This window comes from Solibacillus sp. FSL K6-1781 (genome assembly GCF_038630735.1).
GTDB lineage: Bacteria > Bacillota > Bacilli > Bacillales_A > Planococcaceae > Solibacillus > Solibacillus silvestris.
In genome coordinates, this window is record NZ_CP152038.1 from 2,092,898 (window position 1) to 2,115,554 (window position 22,657).

General features: G+C 37.0%; 24 protein-coding genes. 6 read left to right on the plus strand and 18 right to left on the minus strand.

Annotated features, from left to right (window positions below):
• Positions 1-104: 104 nt before the first annotated feature.
• From MHH37_RS10315 to MHH37_RS10335, 5 genes are all read right to left on the minus strand, one after another.
• Positions 105-950, minus strand: a complete 846-nt coding sequence (locus tag MHH37_RS10315; protein ID WP_342572784.1) for a DUF6612 family protein — start codon at positions 948-950, stop codon at positions 105-107.
• Positions 951-1,138: 188 nt separating this feature from the next.
• A complete protein-coding gene (locus MHH37_RS10320; protein ID WP_008407284.1) occupies positions 1,139-1,597 on the minus strand; it encodes a hypothetical protein in 459 nt (152 codons plus the stop codon).
• 238 nt (positions 1,598-1,835) lie between these two features.
• Positions 1,836-2,024: a YqaE/Pmp3 family membrane protein gene (locus MHH37_RS10325; protein WP_081483446.1), complete on the minus strand. Its 189-nt coding sequence runs from the start codon at positions 2,022-2,024 to the stop codon at positions 1,836-1,838.
• Between the two features lie 229 nt (positions 2,025-2,253).
• Entirely contained in the window at positions 2,254-2,961 is a 708-nt protein-coding gene (gene deoD / locus MHH37_RS10330; RefSeq protein ID WP_008407287.1) for a purine-nucleoside phosphorylase, read from the minus strand.
• 191 nt (positions 2,962-3,152) lie between these two features.
• A complete protein-coding gene (locus MHH37_RS10335; protein WP_014823817.1) occupies positions 3,153-3,377 on the minus strand; it encodes a YozE family protein in 225 nt (74 codons plus the stop codon).
• Between the two features lie 91 nt (positions 3,378-3,468).
• Between MHH37_RS10335 and MHH37_RS10340 the strand changes: the two genes are divergently transcribed.
• Positions 3,469-5,256 carry a methyl-accepting chemotaxis protein gene (locus MHH37_RS10340; RefSeq protein ID WP_342576244.1) on the plus strand — a complete coding sequence of 596 codons (1,788 nt, stop codon included), beginning with the start codon at positions 3,469-3,471 and terminating at the stop codon, positions 5,254-5,256.
• A 62-nt stretch (positions 5,257-5,318) separates the two neighbouring features.
• Here MHH37_RS10340 and msrB read toward each other — a convergent pair whose 3' ends face one another.
• The 5 genes from msrB to MHH37_RS10365 form a co-directional block, all read right to left on the minus strand.
• The gene (msrB, locus tag MHH37_RS10345) at positions 5,319-5,747 is read right to left on the minus strand and encodes a peptide-methionine (R)-S-oxide reductase MsrB (protein ID WP_014823816.1); all 429 of its coding nucleotides are present in this window, start codon (positions 5,745-5,747) and stop codon (positions 5,319-5,321) included.
• Positions 5,748-6,275: a peptide-methionine (S)-S-oxide reductase MsrA gene (msrA, locus tag MHH37_RS10350; protein ID WP_342572787.1), complete on the minus strand. Its 528-nt coding sequence runs from the start codon at positions 6,273-6,275 to the stop codon at positions 5,748-5,750.
• A gap of 17 nt (positions 6,276-6,292) precedes the next feature.
• Positions 6,293-6,865 carry a YpmS family protein gene (locus tag MHH37_RS10355; RefSeq protein ID WP_342572788.1) on the minus strand — a complete coding sequence of 191 codons (573 nt, stop codon included), beginning with the start codon at positions 6,863-6,865 and terminating at the stop codon, positions 6,293-6,295.
• 4 nt (positions 6,866-6,869) lie between these two features.
• Positions 6,870-7,781 (minus strand): GDSL-type esterase/lipase family protein, encoded by a 912-nt coding sequence (locus MHH37_RS10360; protein WP_342572789.1) that lies wholly within the window; start codon positions 7,779-7,781, stop codon positions 6,870-6,872.
• Between the two features lie 159 nt (positions 7,782-7,940).
• Positions 7,941-8,786: a DegV family protein gene (locus MHH37_RS10365; RefSeq protein WP_342572790.1), complete on the minus strand. Its 846-nt coding sequence runs from the start codon at positions 8,784-8,786 to the stop codon at positions 7,941-7,943.
• A 197-nt stretch (positions 8,787-8,983) separates the two neighbouring features.
• On the opposite strand from MHH37_RS10365, the gene MHH37_RS10370 reads away from it, so the two are divergent.
• A complete protein-coding gene (locus tag MHH37_RS10370; protein WP_041865747.1) occupies positions 8,984-9,628 on the plus strand; it encodes a hemolysin III family protein in 645 nt (214 codons plus the stop codon).
• Positions 9,629-9,843: 215 nt separating this feature from the next.
• Here the strand turns inward: MHH37_RS10370 and MHH37_RS10375 are convergent, their stop codons facing one another.
• From MHH37_RS10375 to MHH37_RS10385, 3 genes are all read right to left on the minus strand, one after another.
• Positions 9,844-10,314: a dihydrofolate reductase gene (locus MHH37_RS10375; protein WP_008407301.1), complete on the minus strand. Its 471-nt coding sequence runs from the start codon at positions 10,312-10,314 to the stop codon at positions 9,844-9,846.
• Between the two features lie 12 nt (positions 10,315-10,326).
• Positions 10,327-11,304 (minus strand): thymidylate synthase, encoded by a 978-nt coding sequence (locus MHH37_RS10380; RefSeq protein WP_342572794.1) that lies wholly within the window; start codon positions 11,302-11,304, stop codon positions 10,327-10,329.
• A gap of 235 nt (positions 11,305-11,539) precedes the next feature.
• Positions 11,540-11,731: a hypothetical protein gene (locus MHH37_RS10385; RefSeq protein ID WP_008407303.1), complete on the minus strand. Its 192-nt coding sequence runs from the start codon at positions 11,729-11,731 to the stop codon at positions 11,540-11,542.
• A gap of 433 nt (positions 11,732-12,164) precedes the next feature.
• Between MHH37_RS10385 and MHH37_RS10390 the strand changes: the two genes are divergently transcribed.
• Positions 12,165-12,491, plus strand: coding sequence for a DUF378 domain-containing protein (locus MHH37_RS10390; RefSeq protein WP_008403624.1), 327 nt, complete (start codon positions 12,165-12,167; stop codon positions 12,489-12,491).
• Between the two features lie 1,187 nt (positions 12,492-13,678).
• Here MHH37_RS10390 and MHH37_RS10395 read toward each other — a convergent pair.
• Positions 13,679-14,272, minus strand: a complete 594-nt coding sequence (locus MHH37_RS10395) for a YpjP family protein (protein WP_039966349.1) — start codon at positions 14,270-14,272, stop codon at positions 13,679-13,681.
• Positions 14,273-14,943: 671 nt separating this feature from the next.
• On the opposite strand from MHH37_RS10395, the gene MHH37_RS10400 reads away from it, so the two are divergent.
• On the plus strand, positions 14,944-15,999 hold the full coding sequence (locus MHH37_RS10400) for a nucleoid-associated protein (protein WP_008403627.1): 1,056 nt from the start codon (positions 14,944-14,946) through the stop codon (positions 15,997-15,999).
• A gap of 57 nt (positions 16,000-16,056) precedes the next feature.
• Here the strand turns inward: MHH37_RS10400 and MHH37_RS10405 are convergent, their stop codons facing one another.
• The 4 genes from MHH37_RS10405 to rsgA all read right to left on the minus strand — a co-directional run bounded on the left by MHH37_RS10405 (position 16,057) and on the right by rsgA (position 21,101).
• Positions 16,057-17,853, minus strand: coding sequence for a M3 family oligoendopeptidase (locus MHH37_RS10405; RefSeq protein ID WP_342572799.1), 1,797 nt, complete (start codon positions 17,851-17,853; stop codon positions 16,057-16,059).
• 123 nt (positions 17,854-17,976) lie between these two features.
• Entirely contained in the window at positions 17,977-19,425 is a 1,449-nt protein-coding gene (gene cls / locus MHH37_RS10410; protein ID WP_342572802.1) for a cardiolipin synthase, read from the minus strand.
• Between the two features lie 136 nt (positions 19,426-19,561).
• On the minus strand, positions 19,562-19,705 hold the full coding sequence (locus MHH37_RS10415) for a hypothetical protein (protein ID WP_014823806.1): 144 nt from the start codon (positions 19,703-19,705) through the stop codon (positions 19,562-19,564).
• A gap of 334 nt (positions 19,706-20,039) precedes the next feature.
• Positions 20,040-21,101: a ribosome small subunit-dependent GTPase A gene (rsgA, locus tag MHH37_RS10420; protein ID WP_342572805.1), complete on the minus strand. Its 1,062-nt coding sequence runs from the start codon at positions 21,099-21,101 to the stop codon at positions 20,040-20,042.
• A 424-nt stretch (positions 21,102-21,525) separates the two neighbouring features.
• On the opposite strand from rsgA, the gene MHH37_RS10425 reads away from it, so the two are divergent.
• Together MHH37_RS10425 and MHH37_RS10430 are read left to right on the plus strand one after the other, a co-directional pair.
• Positions 21,526-22,041: a GNAT family N-acetyltransferase gene (locus tag MHH37_RS10425; RefSeq protein ID WP_342572806.1), complete on the plus strand. Its 516-nt coding sequence runs from the start codon at positions 21,526-21,528 to the stop codon at positions 22,039-22,041.
• A 9-nt stretch (positions 22,042-22,050) separates the two neighbouring features.
• Positions 22,051-22,653: an FMN-binding negative transcriptional regulator gene (locus tag MHH37_RS10430; RefSeq protein ID WP_342572807.1), complete on the plus strand. Its 603-nt coding sequence runs from the start codon at positions 22,051-22,053 to the stop codon at positions 22,651-22,653.
• Positions 22,654-22,657 lie beyond the last annotated feature (4 nt).

The following is a 22,657-nucleotide window of genomic DNA, read 5'->3' on the forward strand; positions in this document are numbered from 1 at the left end:
ACAAGCGACTAGAAAAGGATAGACGTTAATTTTTTTATTTCGTTTCATGTTTAATAGAAAAAAGCAGCGATTTTCGCCATTACGCGGCATCGCTGCTTGATTTATTATTGAGTTTTAGCTTCATTTATAACTTCATTTGGTATATTGATCTCTTTTACTTCATCAAATTTCGAATAGACAATGTTCGCATCATTTTCAATTGTTGTTTCCTGGCCTTCGACATTTGTGATAATCTTGAGATCCATATCCATTTCTTTTATATCAAACGTATCTTTTGCAACGACAATATTATATTGTGAATCTTCAAAGGTCATGTTCTCCAGAATTTCACCATTAACCTCCATTGATTCACCTAAGCTTGCACCCATTTGTGAAACTATGAACTGTTTGAACTCATCCCCTTCAATGTTCAGTGTTAACAAATAATTCTCATCGTCCTGTTCAAAGCTGAAATCATCGATAAATTGCTCAAGCTGTTCAAGTTGTTCTGATGCATCTGCCTGTGCACCGGTTTGCGCTATTAATTGTTCATATTGCTCATCCGGCATTTTCAGCCATTCATTCGTATCGCCGTTTAACATGTAAAAGCCGTCTTCTTCGGTCATATACATTTCTATCGGCATATCCATTTTTTCATCGCCCATATCCATCTTAACGGTTCCTTTTGAATACATTGCCATCGGTTTTTGCTGTATATCCATTGCCAAGTTTGAATTGCTTGTAATTTCCATCGTTTGACCTTCCATAACGAAACTCGTCACCTGATCCATCGTTGTTTCAGCATGAACACTTTTCAAATTTTTCTGGCGTTGCATGGCATTCTCATATACTTGCTGTAATGTTAAATTGGCTTCGCTATCTGTACCTTCAACCGGTTCTGCTGTATCTCCGCAGCCTGCAACTAGTACAATAGATAATGTAGACATCGCGAATAAGTATTGTTTTTTCAAATGATTTCAACCCTTCCTAGTTAAACTTCCCCTATCCATACCCTAATTTGGTGTATTAATATCTTTAATTTGGAAATAAGATTAAATGAATTTTATTATGAATTGAAAATATTGTATGGATAGAGGCATTTTTTTAGGAATGACGGATAAAATAAAAAGTGTCTACAGGCATAGACACTTTTTATTCTTCACCAATTTAACTTAATACCGTATTGTTCATTTAAGAACACATGCAATTCTTTGTAAGTGCAAAGTGCAATGCCGATGACAATTTCGTTTTCATTCATGTCTTTTTCGATTTTGAGGTTGTTATCAAAAATGTGAAAGTTCATCGGCAAAGCTCTAATATCCACACTAATGTTATGTGCGGCTTTGTTGCGCCAATAATTCAGCAACCATAAGTTTTCGAACAATTTTTGTTCGATTAAACCTAATGCATAAACAGAATATACTTTAGTGCTGTAATTAGAGCTCGCCATCGGGATATAAGTTGACTGATCCTTGAAGCTTCGTACTTTCGGCAGCTTTTCCTGAATCAATTGGTTAATGGCATTTTCACAAAACAGACTAACCGTGACAATATTCGCTAACGGATCCACTGTGCTTGAGATTCGATCAATAAATTTCTTTGCTACTTCCTGACTCATCTCCTCACTCCTTTTTACTTTTTTGGCCGTCATCTTATGTGCTTTAAAATTGTCGGTATCTCAGTTTGCCCACAACACAAATTCGATATGCCAAAGATTCGCTAAGAAAATTTTTTGAAATTTTTATACGCCCTTCGTTAAGTACTAAAATGCTTTTTCGGTATACATAAAAACACACCACTATTGTGATGTGCAAGAGTTATTCTGCATAATTTATTTCGTGTACATCTACATTCGTCTATTTCTTCAACAATTTAATCTGGCGTTCCATTCTTTTATCTGCTTTATGATCACGAACTATCAAAATTGCATGTATAACTGCCGGAATCCATATTAAAAAACATAGGAAAAAGTTGATTAATGCTTGTATTGGTTTACCGCAAATTAATACAGCTAACGGTGGAAAGAAAATAGCTAATAAATACATCATGATGATCACCTGCTTAATAAAGTTTACTTTTAGCATTAGTGTACCCATTAATTTGCCCAGTATTATAATCATTTTCCTATACTGAAATGATGTACGTTGCTTTTCAATTACCTTTATATAGAAAAAGTGCCTAACAAGTTATAACCTGTTAGGCACTTACGAAATTACATTATGGGCACTTTTGGGTACTTTGTAAATTATGGTAACTCACAAACCCTTGGTACGCTTAGTCTTGAATTGCCGCTTCCAACGCGATCACCATCATGTCATTGAACGTAGTTTGACGTTCTTCTGAAGTTGTTACTTCACCTGTCAGGATGTGGTCAGATACTGTTAAAACTGTTAACGCCTGACGACCGAATTTCGCTGCTAATGTGTATAGTGCTGAAGTTTCCATTTCAACAGCTAATACGCCATATTGTGCTAATTTTTCGTTTTGCGCTTCGTCAGAATAGAACATATCCGCCGTGAAGATATTTCCTACACGTACGTTTAAGTTCGCTTCTTTTGCTGCATTATATGCTTTTAGTAATAAATCAAAGTCTGCAGTTGGTGCATAGTCGATTGTACCACCGAAAATTACACGGTTTAAGTTTGAGTCTGTAGATGATGTTTGTGCAATAATAACGTCACGTACTTTCACGTCTTTTTGAATCGCACCACAAGTACCTACACGGATTAGTTTCTGTACACCGTATTCTTGCATTAATTCAGTCGCATAAATCGAAATCGATGGAACACCCATGCCTGTCCCTTGTACAGAAATGCGTTTTCCTTTATACGTGCCTGTGTAGCCAAGAATATTACGTACTTCGTTGTATTGTACAACATCTTCTAAAAATGTTTCGGCAATATATTTTGCACGTAATGGATCTCCTGGTAATAGTACAATTTCTGCAATTTCGCCTTTTTTGGCATTAATATGAACGCTCATCAAAAAACCTCTTTTCATCATAATTCTTCTAAATTGTAAACGTTTTCGTATAAACATTCAATCGTTAGACGTCTTGCTTCACAAAAAAATTTGCATAAAAAACAATATTTGGACAAAATAATGAAAATTTAACGAAGGGTGCATCATAATTTCACTATACCCCATCTTGCGTATTACATGCAAAACATCGCTTATATCGAAAATTTACTTTCATATAAATCCCATAATTGATCAAAAGCACCGATAGTCAAATATTCGTCGGATTGAAATTCAATATAATTCGTAAGTTCTTCAAAGCTATCGGACATTTTAGGAAAGGCGTGATCCAGAAACATGCTTTCAGCAAAACGCACCTTTTCATCCGACCATTCTCCCCCTCTGTAGGTTAGTGCAAAATGATAAAAAGATTTTTTCAAAATTTCCCCTCCTTTATATTTTTTCTCGATATATAGTGAAAATTTCCCATACATGTAGTAAAATAGTTAAATATATAATTTTCAGAAAGTGGTGAATTATTTGCGAAATAGCAAGAAAACTAAACCTATTAAAGAAAAACTAAGGAAAAACCCTAGTAAACCGAAAGCCCTATTTCACTTCTTTCATCTCATACGAGGGAAAATTTTAATTGCTTTCACTATTTTAATGGCAATTATTATTTCTATGCAAATTTTATCGTATATTAATATAACAAACTTGGAAAAGAACTTGCGAGAATTTGCTGCAGAAAACTTAAAACAGCAGATGCATATTAATAATTTAGCCTCCGATATTGCAAAGCTATCAAGTCATGAGCAAACTTACTTAATTACGGGCGATGAAAAATTTCTTCAATTATATGAAGAGTCGAAGGAACGAATACATACAAACTTAACTTCTATTGAAACTTCATTTAAAAATCAGGATGAAGAACTGAAAATCTTAGGCTTAATACAACAGTTTTACACCAATTATTTATCTTTTTCTAAATCGACAATAGAAATCCGTCAAAAATATGGCTTTGAAAATGCTGCTAAACTTTTTGCGAATAGCGGAAGCCAAAATTTTAAAGGATATATTGATGAAAACACAGGGAAACTGATACAAATACTCGAACAGCGTAACGAAAAAACAATTTCGGAACTGGAACAATTTGCTTTCGCCTCTAAAATATCAATTTTTGCCTTATCAGGTTTTGCTGTAATTTTAACCATTTCATTAGGCTATATATTATCAAAATCGATTCGAAGAAATACGAAAAAGATCAATGAATCGATTTTGGAAATTGCACAGGCTGGCGGTGACTTAACACGTCGCGTAAATGTTAAAACGAAGGATGAATTTTCAATTATCGGAAATTCTACGAATATTCTAATCGAATCAATTTCAGCATTGGTAAAACGTGTTTCAAACCTTGCTGAGAATGTATCCGGGAGTTCACAGGAATTAATGGCACTCGCGGATGAAAATGCTCGAACAATTGATTTCATTGCTGATTCTACGATGAAAATCGCGAGCGACAGCAGTGACATTCTAAACAGTATTGGTAGTGCCGGCAATGAAATGCAAAAATTGGAACAATCGATGCACATATTAGACGAAAAAGCACGAGAGGTTCAGCAGGCTGCCTATGAAATGAAAGAAGCCGCATATCGAGGAAGCAAATCGGTCACCCATTCATCAATCGTCATGCTCGAAATTGAAGAAACAATGGCATCGACTTCGGATACGGTGGAAAAATTGGGGGAAAAATCGAAAGATATCACTTCTATTATAAGTACAATTACAGCGATTTCTGAACAAACAAATTTACTTGCATTAAATGCGGCGATTGAGGCTGCACGGGCCGGTGAACATGGAAGAGGATTTGCAGTTGTTGCAGCGGAAGTTCGAAAACTAGCCGAACAATCCCAAAAGGCTGCAAAGGAAGTATCGGCAATTGTAGGTTCGATTCAAACAGAGGTGAAGTCGATTATTGAACAAAACCACACGGGTGTTCAAAAAGTAATTCGTGGAGTAGAAGTGACAAATGAGACGACCGGTTCTTTACAAAATATATTAATGCAAACAGACAAAACTTCTGATATCTTAACACAGATGGTTGCTCAAATCGAACAAACATTAAATAATAGCCATGGTGTGACAACTTCATTTGTACATGTTGCCGCTATTGCGGATAATACTGCTGTCAATACAGAACGCAGTGCAGCTGCCGCATCTCAAGGTTCCGCTTCCATGGAAGAAATCAATGCATCCGCCGTTGAACTAGCTGCTCAAGCAGATCAGCTGCGAAGCGTAGTCAATGAATTCAAAATCTAATTGATAAATTAAACAGCAAAAAAAATACAACTCGCTTATGAAATTCCATAAGCGAGTTGTATTTATTCAAACATTGATTTATATTCACCGTAGCCTTCTTTTTCAAGGTCTTCAACCGGAATAAAGCGCAATGCCGCTGAGTTGATGCAATAACGTAATCCGCCCAATTGTTGGGGACCATCCGGGAATACATGCCCTAAATGTGAATCAGCTGTTTTACTGCGTACTTCGACACGACGCATACCGTGTGATGTATCAAAATGCTCGGTAACTTCAACTTGTTCAATCGGCTTTGAAAATGACGGCCAGCCACATCCAGCATCATATTTGTCTTTCGAGCTGAAAAGCGGCTTTCCTGACACGATATCCACATAGATACCATCTTCAAACACGTCATTGTATTCATTACGGAAGGGTGGTTCCGTACCTTGGTTTTGTGTAACATGATACTGCATCTCTGTTAACTCTTTTAATCGTTGTTCTTTATTCATTTATTTTGACCCCCAGTGTTTTTCAATAAATCCTGCACGTCCAGAACCAACCGAATAGCGTTTATAATGTGCCGGGTTCTTCTTATAGTAGTGCTGATGATAATCTTCTGCTGCGTAAAATGGCTTTGCTTCCAGAATTTTAACGGCAATTGGTGATTTGAATTTTCCGCTAGCATCCAGTTTTGACTTGGATAATTCGGCAATCTGCTTTTGAACATCATTATGGTAAAAAATCGCCGTTGTGTATGATTCGCCTCTATCATAAAATTGACCGCCCGCATCTGTAGGATCGATCAAGGTCCAATAAAGTTCAACCAGTTTTTCATACGGATAAATTTCCGGATCAAACGTAATTTGGACTGCCTCAAGATGGCCTGTTGTTTCACTGCATACTTGCTCGTATGTCGGGTTTTCAATATGCCCGCCAGTGTAACCGGAAATGACTTCTATAATACCGGGCTGTTGATCAAACGGCTTTACCATACACCAAAAGCAGCCCCCTGCAAATGTTGCTTTTTCATACGCCATTAAAATTACCTCCTGTTTTACTTCGTTTGGTTTGGAATAACTACTTCCAATTCTATTTTATCATTTGCTAAATCGATTTCCTTCGCACGCACCCTAGAACCACTTGCGATATTGATCCGTGACAGGTCCACATAAATTTCTTCGTCGTTTGGCTTCACCGTAATCCAATTAGGAAAATTAACCGCATCATCAATCATTTTCAGTACGGTTTTCGGAGGGATATTTACCTTGCCGACGTGGACAGCTTCTTGACTCAGAGTGATATTCCCGTTATTAACAACAGGAATGAAGTCCATCTGAATCGGCAATTCGATATTAAAGACAGTTAATGTACTGTATAAATAAATTTTATCGTCCACTGTCAGCTCTACCGGAACCGGTGACTGGTTCATAGCTTCCGATAAATATTGTTTTGCGATTGCTTCGAATTCTTTAGCTGTCGTTTCCACAGTCAATATATTACCCTCAATTTGGAGTGGCGGCTGTTCTGTTGCTTGTTCTACATCAGCAGTTATAAAATAGAGCAATGTGGCGAATGAAATGAGTACTGCTCCAGCCAATAATAAAAATGCGATTTTCCATTTATTCATCTTCTCACTCCTCAAATCCTAATAAACCGTCTGACATCTGCTCAATATCACATTGTTGCATTGATTCAATGATGCGTTTTGTCATACGATCATATCCCGTGCTATTCGGATGAAAGAAGTCTACATGATATACCATATCCTCATTTGATACAAATAAATCCTCTACAGAGACAAAACATGCATTTTCATCTGTTGCAGCAAGCTTTTCAATTTCATCATTCCACTCCGATATAATCGGATCGAAAGGTGTAATCTCATCTACTACGATCGAAAAAGGATTATAGAACCCAACTAATATAATCGGTACCTCAGGATTGACTCTACGAATTTCTGCAATGACCTGCTCGTAACGTTTAGCGAATTTTGGTAATTCCTTATCAAACATAGACTTTTTCATTGAAAACAAATTCTTTTTTACAATTTTCATCACATCATTACCACCGAGCGTAATCGTAACTAAATTTGCTTTTTCTAGCTCTTCATCATAATGGCCACGCTTAAGTAAACTTAATAGTTGATCACTGCGTCTCCCATTTTTACCGCGATTATCAAGCTCAACTTCTTCTACCATCGGCCATTTTTCCAGCTCCTGCTGCAGACGAATCGTATAGCCATAATCTTGGGTTTCATCTCCAACACCCCTTGTGAGCGAATCACCTAATGCTAAATAAAAAACCGGTTGTGCATTTTCTTCCTTACGATCAGACCAGTCTAGTTGAAATACATCATTTATAATATCAAAAAAGCTCGTATTAATTGTTTCTTCGTTTTCGGTTTCTTTTTCTGATATAGACAAATCATTTTGTTCATCGGATGATTTGTCGGACTGTTGTGCTTCTTCTATTTGTGGGTCAATTGTAACGGAGCATGCGGACAAGAAAATGACAGCTAATGATGTGAGTAATAACCGCCACATGCAACTTCCCCCTTTTTACTTTGTTATTTCATTATAAAATATTTTCCTTATCTTTAGGAATGATATGCCTATAAAAATAGTGATATATCAGAAAATATTTTTTATTGCTTTACAAAAAAGGTAATTCTAAAGTTAAAAATCTTTAGAATTACCTTTTACCTATTCTGTATAATAAATAAAGCCGATTGCACCTTCACCCGTATGTGTACTAATAACCGGAGAAGTAAAGGCAACTTCCACTTGTCCTGTATACCCCGCTGCTTTCACTTGTTCGATTAGTGGATTCACTAGAGTATCCATTGAATTCGCATGTGAGATGCCGACACCTGCAACTTTTTTACCTTGAGTATCCTTTTCAAATTCACTCATCAAATATTTCACTACTTGCTTATAGCTGCGTGGTTTCGCACAAATCGTCACTTCCCCAATATCCAAGTGACCAATTGGCTTAATATTCAGTAAAGAACTAACAACTGCCTTACCTTTTCCGATTCGGCCGCCCTTTACCATATTTTCCAACGTATCCAATGCAACAAAAAGACGTGTGTTTTCACGTACACGATTCACTCCGGCAACAATTTCCTCCACTGTAGCCCCTGCATTACGTAAACGGATCGCTTCACGAAGCTGGAATGCCAATCCAAAAGCAATATAACGTGAATCAATTACAGTTACGTCGGAATTACTCATTTGAGAAGCCTGATTCGCTGACTGATATGTACCGCTCATACTGCCTGTCATATGGATTGATATAATTCTAGATCCATCTTTACCGAGCTCGTCATATAGTTCTTTAAATGCACCAGGAGACGGTTGAGAACTTTTCGGAAGTTCTTTTGCTGTTTTTAATAATTTAATAAATGTATCCGGTTGCAAATTTACGCGATCTGTATACATTTTTTCATCAATTTGTACGGTTAGTGGTACTACATGAATTCCATGTTCCTGAATTTCCGCGTCTGTTAAATCGCAAGTTGAATCCGTTACGATATGAATTTGACTCAAAGAAAACACATCCTTTTTCTATCTTCCTTACTATTATAAAGAAATCATATTTGTTTACCAATATGACATTTGTCATTGAAGAATGACCCCGTTTATCACGATTTACATATGACATATAGCAGTATAACATCATGACAACCATCTATCACGAATATTTTGATTTAGAACTATACTAATATAAAGGAGCGTGATGACACATGCACAATTTTGACGCATTTGACTATAAAAACTGGAAAGAAGAACTTTGGAATGCCATAACTCATGGTATAGGCCTTGCCATCAGCATACCTATTTGCATCCTATTAATTATCCATTCAGCTGTAAACGGCACTGCGATACATATAACTTCCTACGCTATTTTTGGCTCTTCATTGATTTTGCTGTTTCTCATGTCGACATTATTACATAGTGTTCCGGAAAAATATAAACGGTTCTTTTCTATACTGGACCATTCTTCAATATATATCTTGATTGCTGGTACCTATACCCCATTTTTGCTTATAGCAATCGGAGGTGTGACAGGCATTGTCATGCTATGCATTATCTGGTTTATTGCAATACTAGGCGTTGTGTTCAAATGTCTGTTCATTCATCGATTCGAAAAATTATCGTTGGTCCTATATATTTTCATGGGGTGGCTTATCATTTTCGCCATTCGACCATTATATGAATTTTTGACGTTTGATGGTTTTATGCTGATGCTCATTGGGGGGCTGCTATTTACATTTGGCGCGATTTTTTATGCTTGGACACGCCTTCCGTACAATCATGCAATATGGCATTTATTCGTAATCGCAGGCTGCGGATGCATGGTGGCTTGTATATATATCTACTTGATTTAAAAGAAAAATACTTTGGGCATAATTCAAAAACGGCACTATTCTCATGGAGAAAAGTGCCGTTTTTTCGCTATGCTTAAAAATTGATTTCCATTTCGGGACGCTTTCCGCGGGCACGGCCTGAGCCTGTAGTCTCAGGCTTCGTGCTGTTCCCGCAGGAGTCGCCCTACATTCCAATCAATTTTTTACTTCTGTCACAACGTCCTTCTTTTATAAATTTATTTTTCATAAATACAATACTGGAATGTATATCCTTCATCAGACTCGATTGGGTCGAGACATGAGATTTGTTTCCAGTCATCGTATGACGGAAAATAAGTGTCCCCTTTAAAACTATGGTTGATGAATGTAATATATAACCGATCGGCAATGGCCATGGACTGCTCAAAAATTTGAGCACCACCAATGATCATCACTTCCGCTTCACCTTCAACAAGCAACAAAGCTTCTTCCAGACTACCTACTATTTCAATACCTTCTGCTGCAAAGTCTTTATTTCTTGTAATGACAATATTTCTACGTCCCGGTAACGGTCGGCCAATTGAATCATATGTTTTACGGCCCATAATCATCGGTTTTCCCATTGTCATTTCTTTAAAGTATTTCAAGTCTCCCGGTAAATACCACGGCAAATCGTTTTGATAGCCAATAACCCGGTTTTCATCATGTGCAACGATTAATGAAATCATCGTAATCCCCCTTTATACCGCAATCGGTGCTTTAATTGAAGGATGCGGATGATAGCCTTCCAGCGAAATATCTTCCATTTCAAAATCAAAGATCGATTGCTTTTCTAAATTAAGCTTTAAGGCCGGCAATTGCTTCGGTTCACGTGCAAGCTGTTCTTTTACCTGTTCAAGGTGGTTTGAATAAATATGTGTATCAGCCATACTGTGCACAAACTCGCCTACCTCCAAACCACATTCATGGGCAATTAAATGCGTCAGCAATGCATAGCTCGCAATATTAAAAGGTACACCTAGGAATGTATCCGCACTGCGCTGTGTCAGCATACAGCTCAATTTACCTTCTGCCACGTAAAACTGGAACATCGCGTGACATGGTGGTAATGCCGCTTTACTGCCTTTTCCTCCCGCATCGATTACATCTTCCGGATTCCAGGCATTCACGATAATTCGACGCGAATCCGGATTATGTTTAATTAAATCAATTGCATCTTGTAACTGATCGATTGATTCACCCTCTGAAGTTGTCCAATTGCGCCATTGTTTCCCGTAAACATTACCCAAATCCCCGTATTTTGAAGCAAATTCATCATCTTGCAGCACGCGTTCGCAAAATTTAGAAAGTTCTTTTTGATACTGTACATTAAATGCTTCATCAATAAGTGAACGTCGTCCAAAGTCGCTCATATCAGGTCCGCCATACTCTTCTGATTCTACCCATTTTTTAAATGCCCATTCGTCCCAAATATGGTTATTATTCTGAAGTAAATAGCGAATATTTGTATCCCCTTTTATAAACCATAGAAGCTCACTTGCTACAAGTTTGAATGGTACACGCTTAGTCGTTAAGAGCGGAAAACCTTCTTGTAAATTAAACCGCATCTGATAGCCGAAAACACTGCGTGTCCCTGTTCCTGTACGGTCAGATTTATCGGTACCGTTGTCCAAAATATATTGCAATAAATTTAAATATGTATGATCTGCATGTGTCATTGTTTTCACTCCTAAAGAATGTTCTTCGTATATTATATAGACTTATGTTGAGAAAAACACGCCAATCTGCAAAATCGCTCGAAAAGCCTACTTAGAGAATACTTACTGGTTCAAATAAAACAATATGTATAAAAAAATGTACAATAAAAGGCGCTACTCGTCTTTCGTCTGCTGAGTAGCGCCTTTAGTCAAATGTGTCTAAGTCATCGTATAGCTCAATCGTTTGCGTCAATTTTTATGTTGCCTCCCTAAGAATTGTTTTGTTGTTTTCCAGAATTTGAATCATTTGAAGTAAAATTTTTTCCTCAATTTTTTGAGTACCATTTACTTCTTTCGCAATAATTTTTGTTAACTCTAAAATTGTATTTACGTCGAGCTTATGTTTTTCCGCTAATTGGAATGCTCGCCCTAACTGACCGGTTATCATCGGCAGTCCTCCTTTTTACTATAGTATACAAATATTATACCTCGAGTTACATAAAAATTCACCTTTAAATTTTAAATTTTTTGTAAACAGATCAAAAAATAAAGGGACACTTTTTTGTTGCATAGTAATAATATGATTAATTGTCGGATACTCTATTACCAACCTTAAATAAATAACTTTCAATGTATTTATTACGAAAACAGAACTATATATTTTCCTTGTTAATTCTCCGGATATTAATTCCTTTTTTAATTATTTTTATTTTCAAAAGGACAATTTTATTCGTATTTTGATACATTTTCTTTTACAAAAAAAGAGTATAAACAAACAGTTACCGGGAAAAATACGAACAGAAATAGATACTTGAATTTCTTTCGTATGAGTATTTTGCATACAAAAGAACTTCTTATCTAAAATAAAGGAGATGTTTTACATGGGAACGTTATATAGAATTGCCCTTGTACTTGTAATTATTGGGGCAATTAACTGGGGACTTATTGGCTTTTTCAAATTTGATTTAGTCGCATCGTTATTTGGCGGTCAAACTGCCGGTTTATCACGAATTATTTACGCACTCGTAGGTCTAGCAGGTCTCGCTTGTATTCCATTGCTAATGAAAAACCTTGATGAAGAGGACACTGCAACCGTTACGCATACAAGAACTTCCAACAGACCGAACTATAACATGGAAGCAGGAAAAGAAGCAGATTTCTCGGAATATTCTAAGCAAAAAAATAAAGACAACAATAACGAGAAATAACTCAACAAATGCAAAAGACCAGGCTCTTTAAAGAGACCTGGTCTTTTGCATTTACCTGCATAGCAAGTATAAATTATTTATGAGTAGCCCTTCTCTCTGCATATTCTTTGCAATTTATAATAAACCCGTTATGATCTTTATCCATCCAAATATAGAGGTCCATAATATAATACTTAAGATCAAGCCATTAAATAAACCTAAAAAAAATCTGTTTTCCAAGATCACCACTCCCCTTAAGATAAAGGTTGGCAAATCTCGGTTTATTTAAGCTTTTAATCGTTTAGTTAATGTTGGTAATGGATGGAAATGAATATCCTAACAATTTGACTTGACTGCAGTTTGCTACGACAACCATTTAAGCGGTGTTTTTTTCGGTCAAACAGAGTCCTCGTATGACAAGTAATACATTTCGAGCTCAATATGTTTTTTTGGGATTAATTACAAAAAAGAATGTATAGTGGTAATAAGTATAAATATTTTTATTTTAATTGGGTGACGTTTTGAGTTTTTGGACTTGGGTAGCAATCATAATTGCATTAGTTAGTGGACTTTTTGCCGCCAATTTTGGAAAAAAGAAGACCGAAAAGTAGAAAAAGATCGATTCTGTAAATTGCCAATTCTCTTTGGCATATTTAGTTTGCCCGTAATTATTTGGCATAATTAGAAATATACATTAGAATAAGAGTGTATTGTTTTGCGACTTGAGCAACATAGGCTTGAGTCTTTTTTTATGCGTACTTACAAATAAGAAGGAGACCGTTATCAATGGAAACATTAATCGCTTTATTACCGATCTTAAGCATTTTTTTCTACATAGTACCATTTGTATTTGTAATTTGGTTCTTACTTAGAATTCTTAAAATACAGCAAGAAAAACTAAAAGTTCTTAGAAGTATAAATGACAAACTAACTAAGTAGGCGTTTTAACGGCAATAAAAATTTATAAGGTCTATTACATTTATCGGTAGAAAATTTTTCAGCTTGGCACTAATTTGTTATAAAAATCTCCTAATGTCGTATAGCACTTATACATGTTTATCTGTTCTGGACGTGAATTGTTTAGTATGGTGCTACCTCTTAGTCTGACTCTTCAAAAGATGATTGCTAACCCCTACTGTAAGATATGCTCCAATGTTTAACGTCAATAAAAAAAACACCCGGCAATATATGACGGGTGCAGCTTTTTTCTATGATAACCATTTAGGCGGTGTGTTTTTCGACCAGTAGATCTCGCCAAGGTCATAATGCTTAGAATAGTTGTCTTCAAACGTATGGTAGTGGAAATTGTAATAATAGCCATCAAAAGGACGGTTCTCTGTTCGTACATGAAATCGAATTACGTCTGTTTTCGATTGACCGTCAACAATGTGGAAGATTTTTTCTGAATAATCTCCACTCGGTTTTTCGGAAACCGTTAAGTTACGCAGTTTTTCATCGCCAACTCGTTCCACTGTCATTGCAATAGCTTCCTCGATTTTCGGGAAAATATCCGTTTCAAATTGTTGTTCAATAACCGGTCCGACTTTTGTGCCAAATTTTATGTATGATTGTTCTTTTGCAGCTGACACAAAGTCATCGGTCGTTGGCAGCGGTTTTTCATCAACGATAATATCATCCAACTGATAGGCAGCTGAAATATGGTTATCGCTTGGACGATCCAATACAGATTTATCAAGACGGTCTTCATCAAAATTTGCCCAAATTTCATGCTTTGGTGTAATTAAACCAAACGATAATAACGCGACGGAAACAACGAGAGATTTGTAGATCCATTTCTTCAAGTCTATCACCCACTTTTATTATGTATAATTTTAAAACGCTCTTACTAATATATACGAATATTATAACAAATAGTTTCATCTTTATTGTAATCATTGTACAATAAAAAAGGAAGATATTGTAGGTTATATTAAGGGAGGTTCTAAAAAATGGACATTGTTATGGGTCTTGGATTATTACTAATGCTTGGGTATATGACTTCTTTATGCTTCACGGACTAATATTTTTTATGTGCCATCCAATAAGATTTGGATGGTTTTTAATTGGAAAATTGGACAAGGGGCCCCCAATTATTGGGGACCCCTTTAGTATTTAATAGATAGATTTATAAATAAATGAAAGTCTCAACCCGATCTTCCGGGGAATTTTTATTTTATTCGGAGTGCATAACTCCAGTTTTAACCGCGGTAAAATTCTACTAATCTCTTCTAACTTAAGCAACATAGTCCCAACCTGCTACTATGTCCTTGCAGCCCTGAAGCTTGCGCCAGTGTGAATAAGTATCTTCAAAAACACTAGCAGAAATGCCAATTCATTTATAGCACTATCTAAAATAGCACAAAAATAATCATAACACATATGTTCTTGTTTGTAAAATGTATTTGGGCCCGTGCAAATTTTCATGATGTCCGCTATACTTGAAAAATCGGAATTTAAAAGGAGTTATGTAAAGATGAATGAAGTTGAAACAACATTATCAATCCAAATGAAACGGATGGCTGTTACATTGCTGGATATGCAGCAAAGCCGTTTTGTATCTGCAAGTGAGACAATGGATTTATCCGCACTACAATCTGAAGTGTATAATCAGTTCTTTGAATCATACATAGATGCTACATTGAATAGTCCTAAATCTGTTGCATGTAAATTTTTAGACCGTGACAATGATATTGTTACAAAAATGAACCGTTATGTAGAATATCCGGATGACACACACTTCTTATCACTGGCCAATGATTTATCAAATAAACTGTATCAAATTATGCAGACGGTATCGAACAGTAACGGTTCGGTATTTGTCGCGCATATTGAGCTGATTGGTGAAGATTATATTCTGCTGTTAAAGCTGGATCCTAAAGATGCTGTTCAGATCGACTTGGAAACATTACATTTGAAAACGATTGAAAATATTTTACCTGACGCATCAAGCCGTGTACAAAAGTGTGCACTTATTCGAATGAACTATGATCCGCTTGAAGAAAATGTTTATGTACTGGATAAGCAATCAGATGGCGAACCGGCGAAGTTTTTCATGGAAACTTTCTTGCAGGCTACTCCAATCGCATCCGACAAAAAGAAAACAAAAATGCTCATGAAGGAATTGTATGAGAAAATTGCGGAATCACTTAACGAAGAGCAGACTCCCCACCTTCAAAGAGCGATTGACGAGGAATTTGAACACGGCAAATATGTTGAACTCGACGCATCAGTGCATAATATTTATGAAGCGATTGCACCTCCTGAGAATCGGGAAGATTTTGTTGAGCAAGGAGCCAAGCTATTTATCAATGAGTTCACCGACCGCAATCCCGACTTCACTCCTACTTTTGAAGTAAAACGCGATGATTTGCATGTTGTCTATAAATCAGCAGAAGGTGAAATCTTCTTCCGTTACGATAAAGGATTGGACAATATTGATGTTAAGCACGATCAAGTGAGTGGTACGTATACGATTACTGTACGGGATGCGGATACACTTGGATTTACGCTGCACAAAAAACCGCTATAAACTTTTTATAAATCATTAAAGGGCTGTGTGAATTTTTCACACAGCCCTTTTCTTATACTACTTCGATGTTAATGCAATAAACTCTGCAACATCTTCTTCACAAAGTGCGATTCCTTTTAACCAGAAATCTTCTTTTGTAATGTCTTCGCCTAAGTGCTTCATCGCCAACTCTTCAACTGTCATGACAGCCGTATCACGCAATAAGGCCATGTACTTTTCTTCAAAGCCTTTTCCTTCTTCTTTTGCTTTCGCATAAATGCTTAATGAGAATAAATAACCGAACGTGTACGGGAAGTTATAGAAAGGTACACCTGTAATATAGAAGTGCATTTTAGAGGCCCAGAAGTGCGGATGTGTTTCGCCTAACCCGCCTGCATGTGCTTCAATTTGTGCTTCTTCCATAAGTTCGTTCAAGCGTTTCGTTGATACAATGCCTTTCTTGCGTTCTTCATAAAATCGAGTTTCAAATAAGTAACGCGCATGGATATTCATAAAAAATGCGACAGAACGCTGAATTTTATCTTCCAGTAATGCAATCTTTTCTTGTTCAGTTGTTGCTTCTTCGACCGCTGCATCTGCCACGATCATTTCAGCAAACGTTGAAGCTGTTTCAGCAACATTCATTGCATAGCGGCGGTTCAATGGATGAACAGGACGCAGTGCATAAGTATGGAAAGCATGTCCCAATTCATGTGCCAATGTTGAAACATTGGACATCGAACCCGAGTATGTCATGAAAATACGTGATTGATCAGACAATGGCATCCCTGTACAGAAACCGCCTGGACGTTTATTGTCACGGTCTTCCGCTTCAATCCAGCCATCTTCAAATGCTGTGCGTGCAAAGCTTTCCATTTTAGAACCAAAGCGTCCGAAATGCTTCAGAATAAATTCAGCACCATCCTGATAAGACATTGTAGCTGTTGAATCCGTAACCGGTGCATCAAAGTCAAACCAATCCAATTGTTCTGTACCTAACAGGTTTGCTTTATGTTGCAAATAACCGGCAAATGTCGCCTTACAAGATGTAATGGCACCCCACATAGCATCGATTGTTTCCTGCTTCATACGGTTAATTTGAAGCGGCTCTTTTGTTACCGAGTCCCAGCCACGCTTTTTATAGACGGCTAATCGGAAACCAGCTAAATGGTTCAATGTTTTCGCGAAGAATTCTTCACGCTCTGTAAACACTTTTTCCAATGCATCAAATGCAGCTTTACGGACAGTTCGGTCTTTATGAGAACTTAAATTATTCGCTTGTCCAACAGAAAGTAATTTCTTTTCGCCATCCACTTCAACTTCCACTTTAATATCGCCGATCAGCATGTTGTAAAGTTGGCCCCAAGAACTGTACCCATCAACACCTAAAGCGGAAATTAGCGCTTCTTCTTCTTCAGATAAGGACTCTTTCGATTTTTCGCGCCATTCCGTCAAGATGAACTCAAATTGAGCTAATTCAGCTGTTTCCAATAATGCTTTAAAAGTTGCCTGATCGATCTGACCCAATTTTTGATTAAAACTTTCTAAAATCGGTGATGAATTTGCGGCTATACCAGATAATTGGCCTTGCAATAATAGTGCATCGCGATCAGTTGTATCTTGTGCAGTCAAGCAAGAAAGCACTGCCCCTGCCTGAGAAATATGCATCATTACTTCTTTGATACTTTCCAGAATTGATTGGATTTCCAATGCAGCATCACTATTTTGCGGAACTTCAAACATGTCGATTTTTTCTTTTAATACATCTAGTTTAGGTGTCAAACTTTCAATGTGCTCGATCAATTGCGAAGACGCACTACCACCAGGGAAAAACACATCCAAATCCCAAACTTCAGGATATTTTACATTCACCATTTTATTACCCACTTTCTGAATTGTAGTTCAATTCTTATTTTACTAAAAAATCAGTTAAAATGCTCGAAAATATTTCGGTTTTTGAAATAAAAAAGCTAGCCTGTTTGTCGGCTAGCTACAAGATTATAATATCGGTGATAATAAACGCGAAACGGATTCTCGAACTTTCGTCCATGTTTTGCGTTCATCATATTGCTCCTTCGTTAATTCAAAACTCTCCTTAATATCGGCTTCAAACAGCTCCCTGCACTGTATCGCCAAATTGGCATCATATAGAATGGCGTTAATTTCAAAATTCAGGCTAAAACTTCGTACATCAATGTTTGCGGTTCCAATTGTCGCCACTTCATCATCAATGACAATCATTTTTGCATGAAGGAAGCCTTTTTTATACCGATATACTCGACCGCCAACCTCCAATAAATCGCCGCTGTATGCTGAATTGGCTCCATATACAAAAGCATGATCGGTTACTTCAGGCGTCATGATGCGCACATCAACACCTGATGAAGCAGCAATTTGTACCGCATGCATAAATGGCTCATCCGGAACAAAATACGGCGATTGAATATAAACATACTTTTTGGCACTTAAAATCATCCGAATATAGCTGTTTTTAATCGATTCAAAATCCGTATCCGGGCCGCTCGACACAATTTGAACAGGTGTATCCGAATCTACTGTAAATGACGGGAAATATCTTTGTTCGATTTCAGTTAGCTCTTCTTTTTTCGCCTGATACCAGTCAAATAAAAAATGTGCCTGCATGTTATAGACCGAATTGCCTTCTATTCTCAAATGTGTATCGCGCCAATACCCGATTTCATCATCCAGACAGGCATATTCATTTCCGACATTAAATCCACCGATATACCCGATCCTCCCATCAATAATAATGAGCTTTCGGTGATTTCGGAAATTGATACGCGGATTAAAGAGTTTAAAATAGGATGAAAAATATGCTTCTACCTGTCCACCGGCATCCGTTAACTTTTTCAGATCCTTTTTGCGTAATGTACGCGACCCTAAATCGTCGTACATCATCTGTACTTCGATACCTTCTTTTGCTTTTTTCACAAGTGCGTTAAATATACTTTTTCCGACATCATCCATTTTATATATGTAGTATTGAATATGAATGGTCTGTTTTGCATTTTCGATATCTTCAATAACCGAACGGAATTTCTCTTTCCCTTCTGACATTATTTTGACATCATTTTTCGAACTTAATAAAGAATGGTTATAATCAACGTTCATCTTGATTAACGCTTCATGCTTTTTTGTAATGGGATTGGGAAATTCATATGTTCCATCTTCCAGCGCATTCTTTTGTTCCTGGAATATTTCCAATGTTTCCTCCTGCTGCACTGCATGCCACCGCACAAAATGTTTTTTCTGTAAATTCCTACCGATCAGTAAATATAAAATAAAACCAAAAATCGGTAAGAAAAAGAGTACAAATAACCAAGCCCATGTAGATGAGGCGCTTTTCCGGCTGATGAATATTAATACGAGGGCAAACACAATGTTCAAAGCAAACAAGGTGACGGTTAAAATACCAGTGACTGTCATGAAATTCATCTCTTTTCATAATTTAATTATAAGAGAAAGCAACTACTAAATGTTATAAATTACTAGTTTTTTCTACTATTTTACTATTTCCTGTAAATATATATTTAAGACACAGAAATGCATATTTTAAAGGAATTCACTCATTATTCGAGTGAGTATTTGCTTTTAGCGTGAAAATGAAAATACCGCTTACCTCAAAAGTAAGCGATAATTTGATACTAGTCTCCATTTTTGCCATTTTGAAACGTTCATAGCGCTGTAATCTCTTCACTTCATTCATTATAGCTCAAACTTCCTTACAATCAATGACTGTTCTAATTAACAGAACGCATAAAAAAGCAGACGCACAATATCTGTACATCTACTTGTGATTTATCCCGCATTAACGGGTAGTAATTTATTTACCTCAAAAGTGTAAGGGCAGAGGCAAGCCTCCCCCTCTAGACTTAAGCATGGCGAAAAGGCAGGCGGGAAAACAACTACCTGTAAAAGCCCGATTGGTTCGGGCCAACACGATGTTGGTCACACAAGAGTTGTCACAGGACGTGACGGTTTTAGCTTGTGTTCTTTCAATCAGTTGGGGAATGAACCCCCCCACTGATTGAAGATTCACTTTACCTCATTTTCTTTAAACTTTTCGATACTTGCTTCCACTTACGTTTTTCTGCAAGCTGTGCATCCGTATTCGCCTTTTTCTCGATATAAGCAAGCTCCCGCTGTAGTTTAAAATAGCTCGCTAAACGGGCAGCATCAAGCGCCCCTTCTTCAACTGCCTGCAAGACAGCACAACCTGGTTCATTTTTATGCTGGCAATCCCGGAATCGGCAGTTTTCCGTAAGCTGTTCAATATCAGAAAAACTTGCATTCAGACTATCTCCCTGATCCCATAGCTGTAACTCCCGCATCCCTGGAGTATCGATCAGGCAAGCTCCGGATGGTAAAACAACAAGTTCCCGATGTGTCGTCGTATGGCGGCCTTTTGCATCATCTTCACGGATTGTAGACACTTTCATTTGTTCTGAGTTTAATAAAGCATTCGTAAGCGTTGACTTTCCGGCACCAGAAGAACCGAGTAATGCCGCTGTTTTCCCTTCCGTTAGTAGCGCATGTAATGGAGCCATTCCTTCACCTGTCTGTGCACTTACCGTTAAAATATCCACACCAAATGCGACCGATTCGATTTCACTCAAAAATGGCGTGACTTCCTTACACAAATCCGATTTTGTTAATACAATAACCGGTGTTGCCCCAGAATCCCATGCAGCTACTAAATAACGTTCTAAACGACGTATATTGAAGTCATCATTTAAACTCATGACAAGTAAAATGAGATCTATATTTGTCGCCACGATTTGTTCATCGATTTCCAGACCGGCCATTTTTCTTGTGAATTTTGATTTCCGCTCAAATAAATGATGAATTATGGCACGGTCTTCTCCAGGCATTTGTTCAATAATGACGAAATCGCCTACAGCCGGGTAATCTTTTCTTGAAAAGGCATGGTATGCAAAGTTTCCGGATACCGTTGCCAAAAACTCTCCCTGTTCTGTCAGGACACGGTAGGAATGTTTATATTCGAGTATGACGCGTCCCACAAGTTTTGTGGACGTATCGATGGATAAAGTTTGTAGTTGTGTATCAAAAAAAGTGGTGAAACCTAATTGTTGTAAATTCAATGGAATTGCCTCCTAATGGCGTATGATATTTTGTTTTCAGGCAAACAAAAAAACCTTATGACCAGCAATTTTGCTCGTCATAAGGTTTCATACGCACAGTAAAGAAGCGTGACTCTTCGATATTAGAAGGCACTATTGTGGCGAATGTCATATGACAAGCATAATTGCATTGTTTCAATCTCATGTAATTTAGTCATATTCATCACCATCTTTCTCCATTAGTTATTCCAACTATAACAATAGATAGAATGTTTTGTCAATACAGTTCGAAGGTTAATTACAAAATAATTAACAATTCATTCTACACTGCTGCACTTGCTGATAATTCCTTTCATTATTGAATCTTCTCGAATATTATGAAACAATTATTTTATTAGTTATGATCATAACAATAAATAGAAATTATTAAAAAGAGGGATTCTAGATGAACATTCGATTAATACAATGTACTACCGAAAGTTTAGACGCTTTACAAACAATCAGCCGTGATACATTTTACGAAACATTTCATGAGCAAAATAGTGAAGAAAGTATGACTGATTATTTGAATGATGCTTTTTCAGTAGAAAAATTGACAGCTGAGATCAAAAATAAACACTCTCTATTTAAGTTACTCTATGTAAATGAAGAGCTGGCAGGTTATTTAAAAATCAATACAGAGGAAGCGCAGTCCGAACAATTGGGGCAAGAAACTCTGGAAGTGGAACGAATTTATATTTTAAACCGTTTTCAGAAACTTGGTTTAGGGAAAGTGTTAATGAACGAAGCGATCAAACTGGCCCATGAAAAGAACAAAAACAAAATTTGGCTCGGCGTATGGGAAAAAAATCTGAATGCAATTGCGTTCTATGAAAAGGCTGGCTTTGAAAAAACAGGCTCTCACTCTTTTTTCATGGGTGAAGAAGAACAAAAAGATTTTATTATGACTAAACATTTGTGAGGGAAAATAATGTACATTCCAAAGCAGTATCAATTAACAAATGAACAAAGGATTCGCCAGATTATTAATGAGTATAGTTTTGCGACAGTTGTCTCACTTCACCAAGGTGTACCGACTGCCACGCATTTACCGCTATATTTAGGTGAAGACGGGAAGTTTATTTACGGTCATTTTGCACGCGCTAACACACAATGGAAAGATATTCTCGATCAGCAGGTGCTCGCCGTTTTCAATGGCCCGCATAGCTATATCTCTTCTTCCTGGTATGAAACAAAAGATTCTGTACCTACGTGGAATTATGTGGCGGTTCATGTAAAGGGATTTATCGAACTGATGGAGGATGAAGAGGAAATCCGCCTATCCCTTCACCATTTAATTGATAAATATGAAGTACCTAATAGTTCCTATGATGTAAATACTGTTGATCCGAAATATATGAACGGCTTATTAAAAGGCATTGTGCCATTTAAAATTCGGATTAGTTCCATTGAAGCTACGGCAAAATTAAGCCAAGGCCACTCTAAGGAACGTCAAAAACTTGTCATTGATGAATTGCTAAAACGGAATGACATTTTTGATAAAGAAATTGCAAAATTAATGACGGAAAATTAATGGA

What these genes read in the sequence shown, in the direction of transcription:
- MHH37_RS10320 (WP_008407284.1), bottom strand. Translation starts at nt 1,597, where the DNA reads ATGAGTCAGGAAGTAGCAAAGAAATTTATTGATCGAATCTCAAGCACA.
- MHH37_RS10325 (WP_081483446.1), bottom strand. Translation starts at nt 2,024, where the DNA reads ATGTATTTATTAGCTATTTTCTTTCCACCGTTAGCTGTATTAATTTGC.
- deoD (WP_008407287.1), bottom strand. Translation starts at nt 2,961, where the DNA reads ATGAGCGTTCATATTAATGCCAAAAAAGGCGAAATTGCAGAAATTGTA.
- msrB (WP_014823816.1), bottom strand. Translation starts at nt 5,747, where the DNA reads ATGAATAAAGAACAACGATTAAAAGAGTTAACAGAGATGCAGTATCAT.
- msrA (WP_342572787.1), bottom strand. Translation starts at nt 6,275, where the DNA reads ATGGCGTATGAAAAAGCAACATTTGCAGGGGGCTGCTTTTGGTGTATG.
- MHH37_RS10355 (WP_342572788.1), bottom strand. Translation starts at nt 6,865, where the DNA reads ATGAATAAATGGAAAATCGCATTTTTATTATTGGCTGGAGCAGTACTC.
- MHH37_RS10360 (WP_342572789.1), bottom strand. Translation starts at nt 7,781, where the DNA reads ATGTGGCGGTTATTACTCACATCATTAGCTGTCATTTTCTTGTCCGCA.
- MHH37_RS10370 (WP_041865747.1), top strand. Translation starts at nt 8,984, where the DNA reads ATGCACAATTTTGACGCATTTGACTATAAAAACTGGAAAGAAGAACTT.
- MHH37_RS10375 (WP_008407301.1), bottom strand. Translation starts at nt 10,314, where the DNA reads ATGATTTCATTAATCGTTGCACATGATGAAAACCGGGTTATTGGCTAT.
- MHH37_RS10380 (WP_342572794.1), bottom strand. Translation starts at nt 11,304, where the DNA reads ATGACACATGCAGATCATACATATTTAAATTTATTGCAATATATTTTG.
- MHH37_RS10385 (WP_008407303.1), bottom strand. Translation starts at nt 11,731, where the DNA reads ATGATAACCGGTCAGTTAGGGCGAGCATTCCAATTAGCGGAAAAACAT.
- MHH37_RS10390 (WP_008403624.1), top strand. Translation starts at nt 12,165, where the DNA reads ATGGGAACGTTATATAGAATTGCCCTTGTACTTGTAATTATTGGGGCA.
- MHH37_RS10400 (WP_008403627.1), top strand. Translation starts at nt 14,944, where the DNA reads ATGAATGAAGTTGAAACAACATTATCAATCCAAATGAAACGGATGGCT.
- MHH37_RS10405 (WP_342572799.1), bottom strand. Translation starts at nt 17,853, where the DNA reads ATGGTGAATGTAAAATATCCTGAAGTTTGGGATTTGGATGTGTTTTTC.
- cls (WP_342572802.1), bottom strand. Translation starts at nt 19,425, where the DNA reads ATGACAGTCACTGGTATTTTAACCGTCACCTTGTTTGCTTTGAACATT.
- MHH37_RS10415 (WP_014823806.1), bottom strand. Translation starts at nt 19,705, where the DNA reads ATGAATGAAGTGAAGAGATTACAGCGCTATGAACGTTTCAAAATGGCA.
- MHH37_RS10425 (WP_342572806.1), top strand. Translation starts at nt 21,526, where the DNA reads ATGAACATTCGATTAATACAATGTACTACCGAAAGTTTAGACGCTTTA.
- MHH37_RS10430 (WP_342572807.1), top strand. Translation starts at nt 22,051, where the DNA reads ATGTACATTCCAAAGCAGTATCAATTAACAAATGAACAAAGGATTCGC.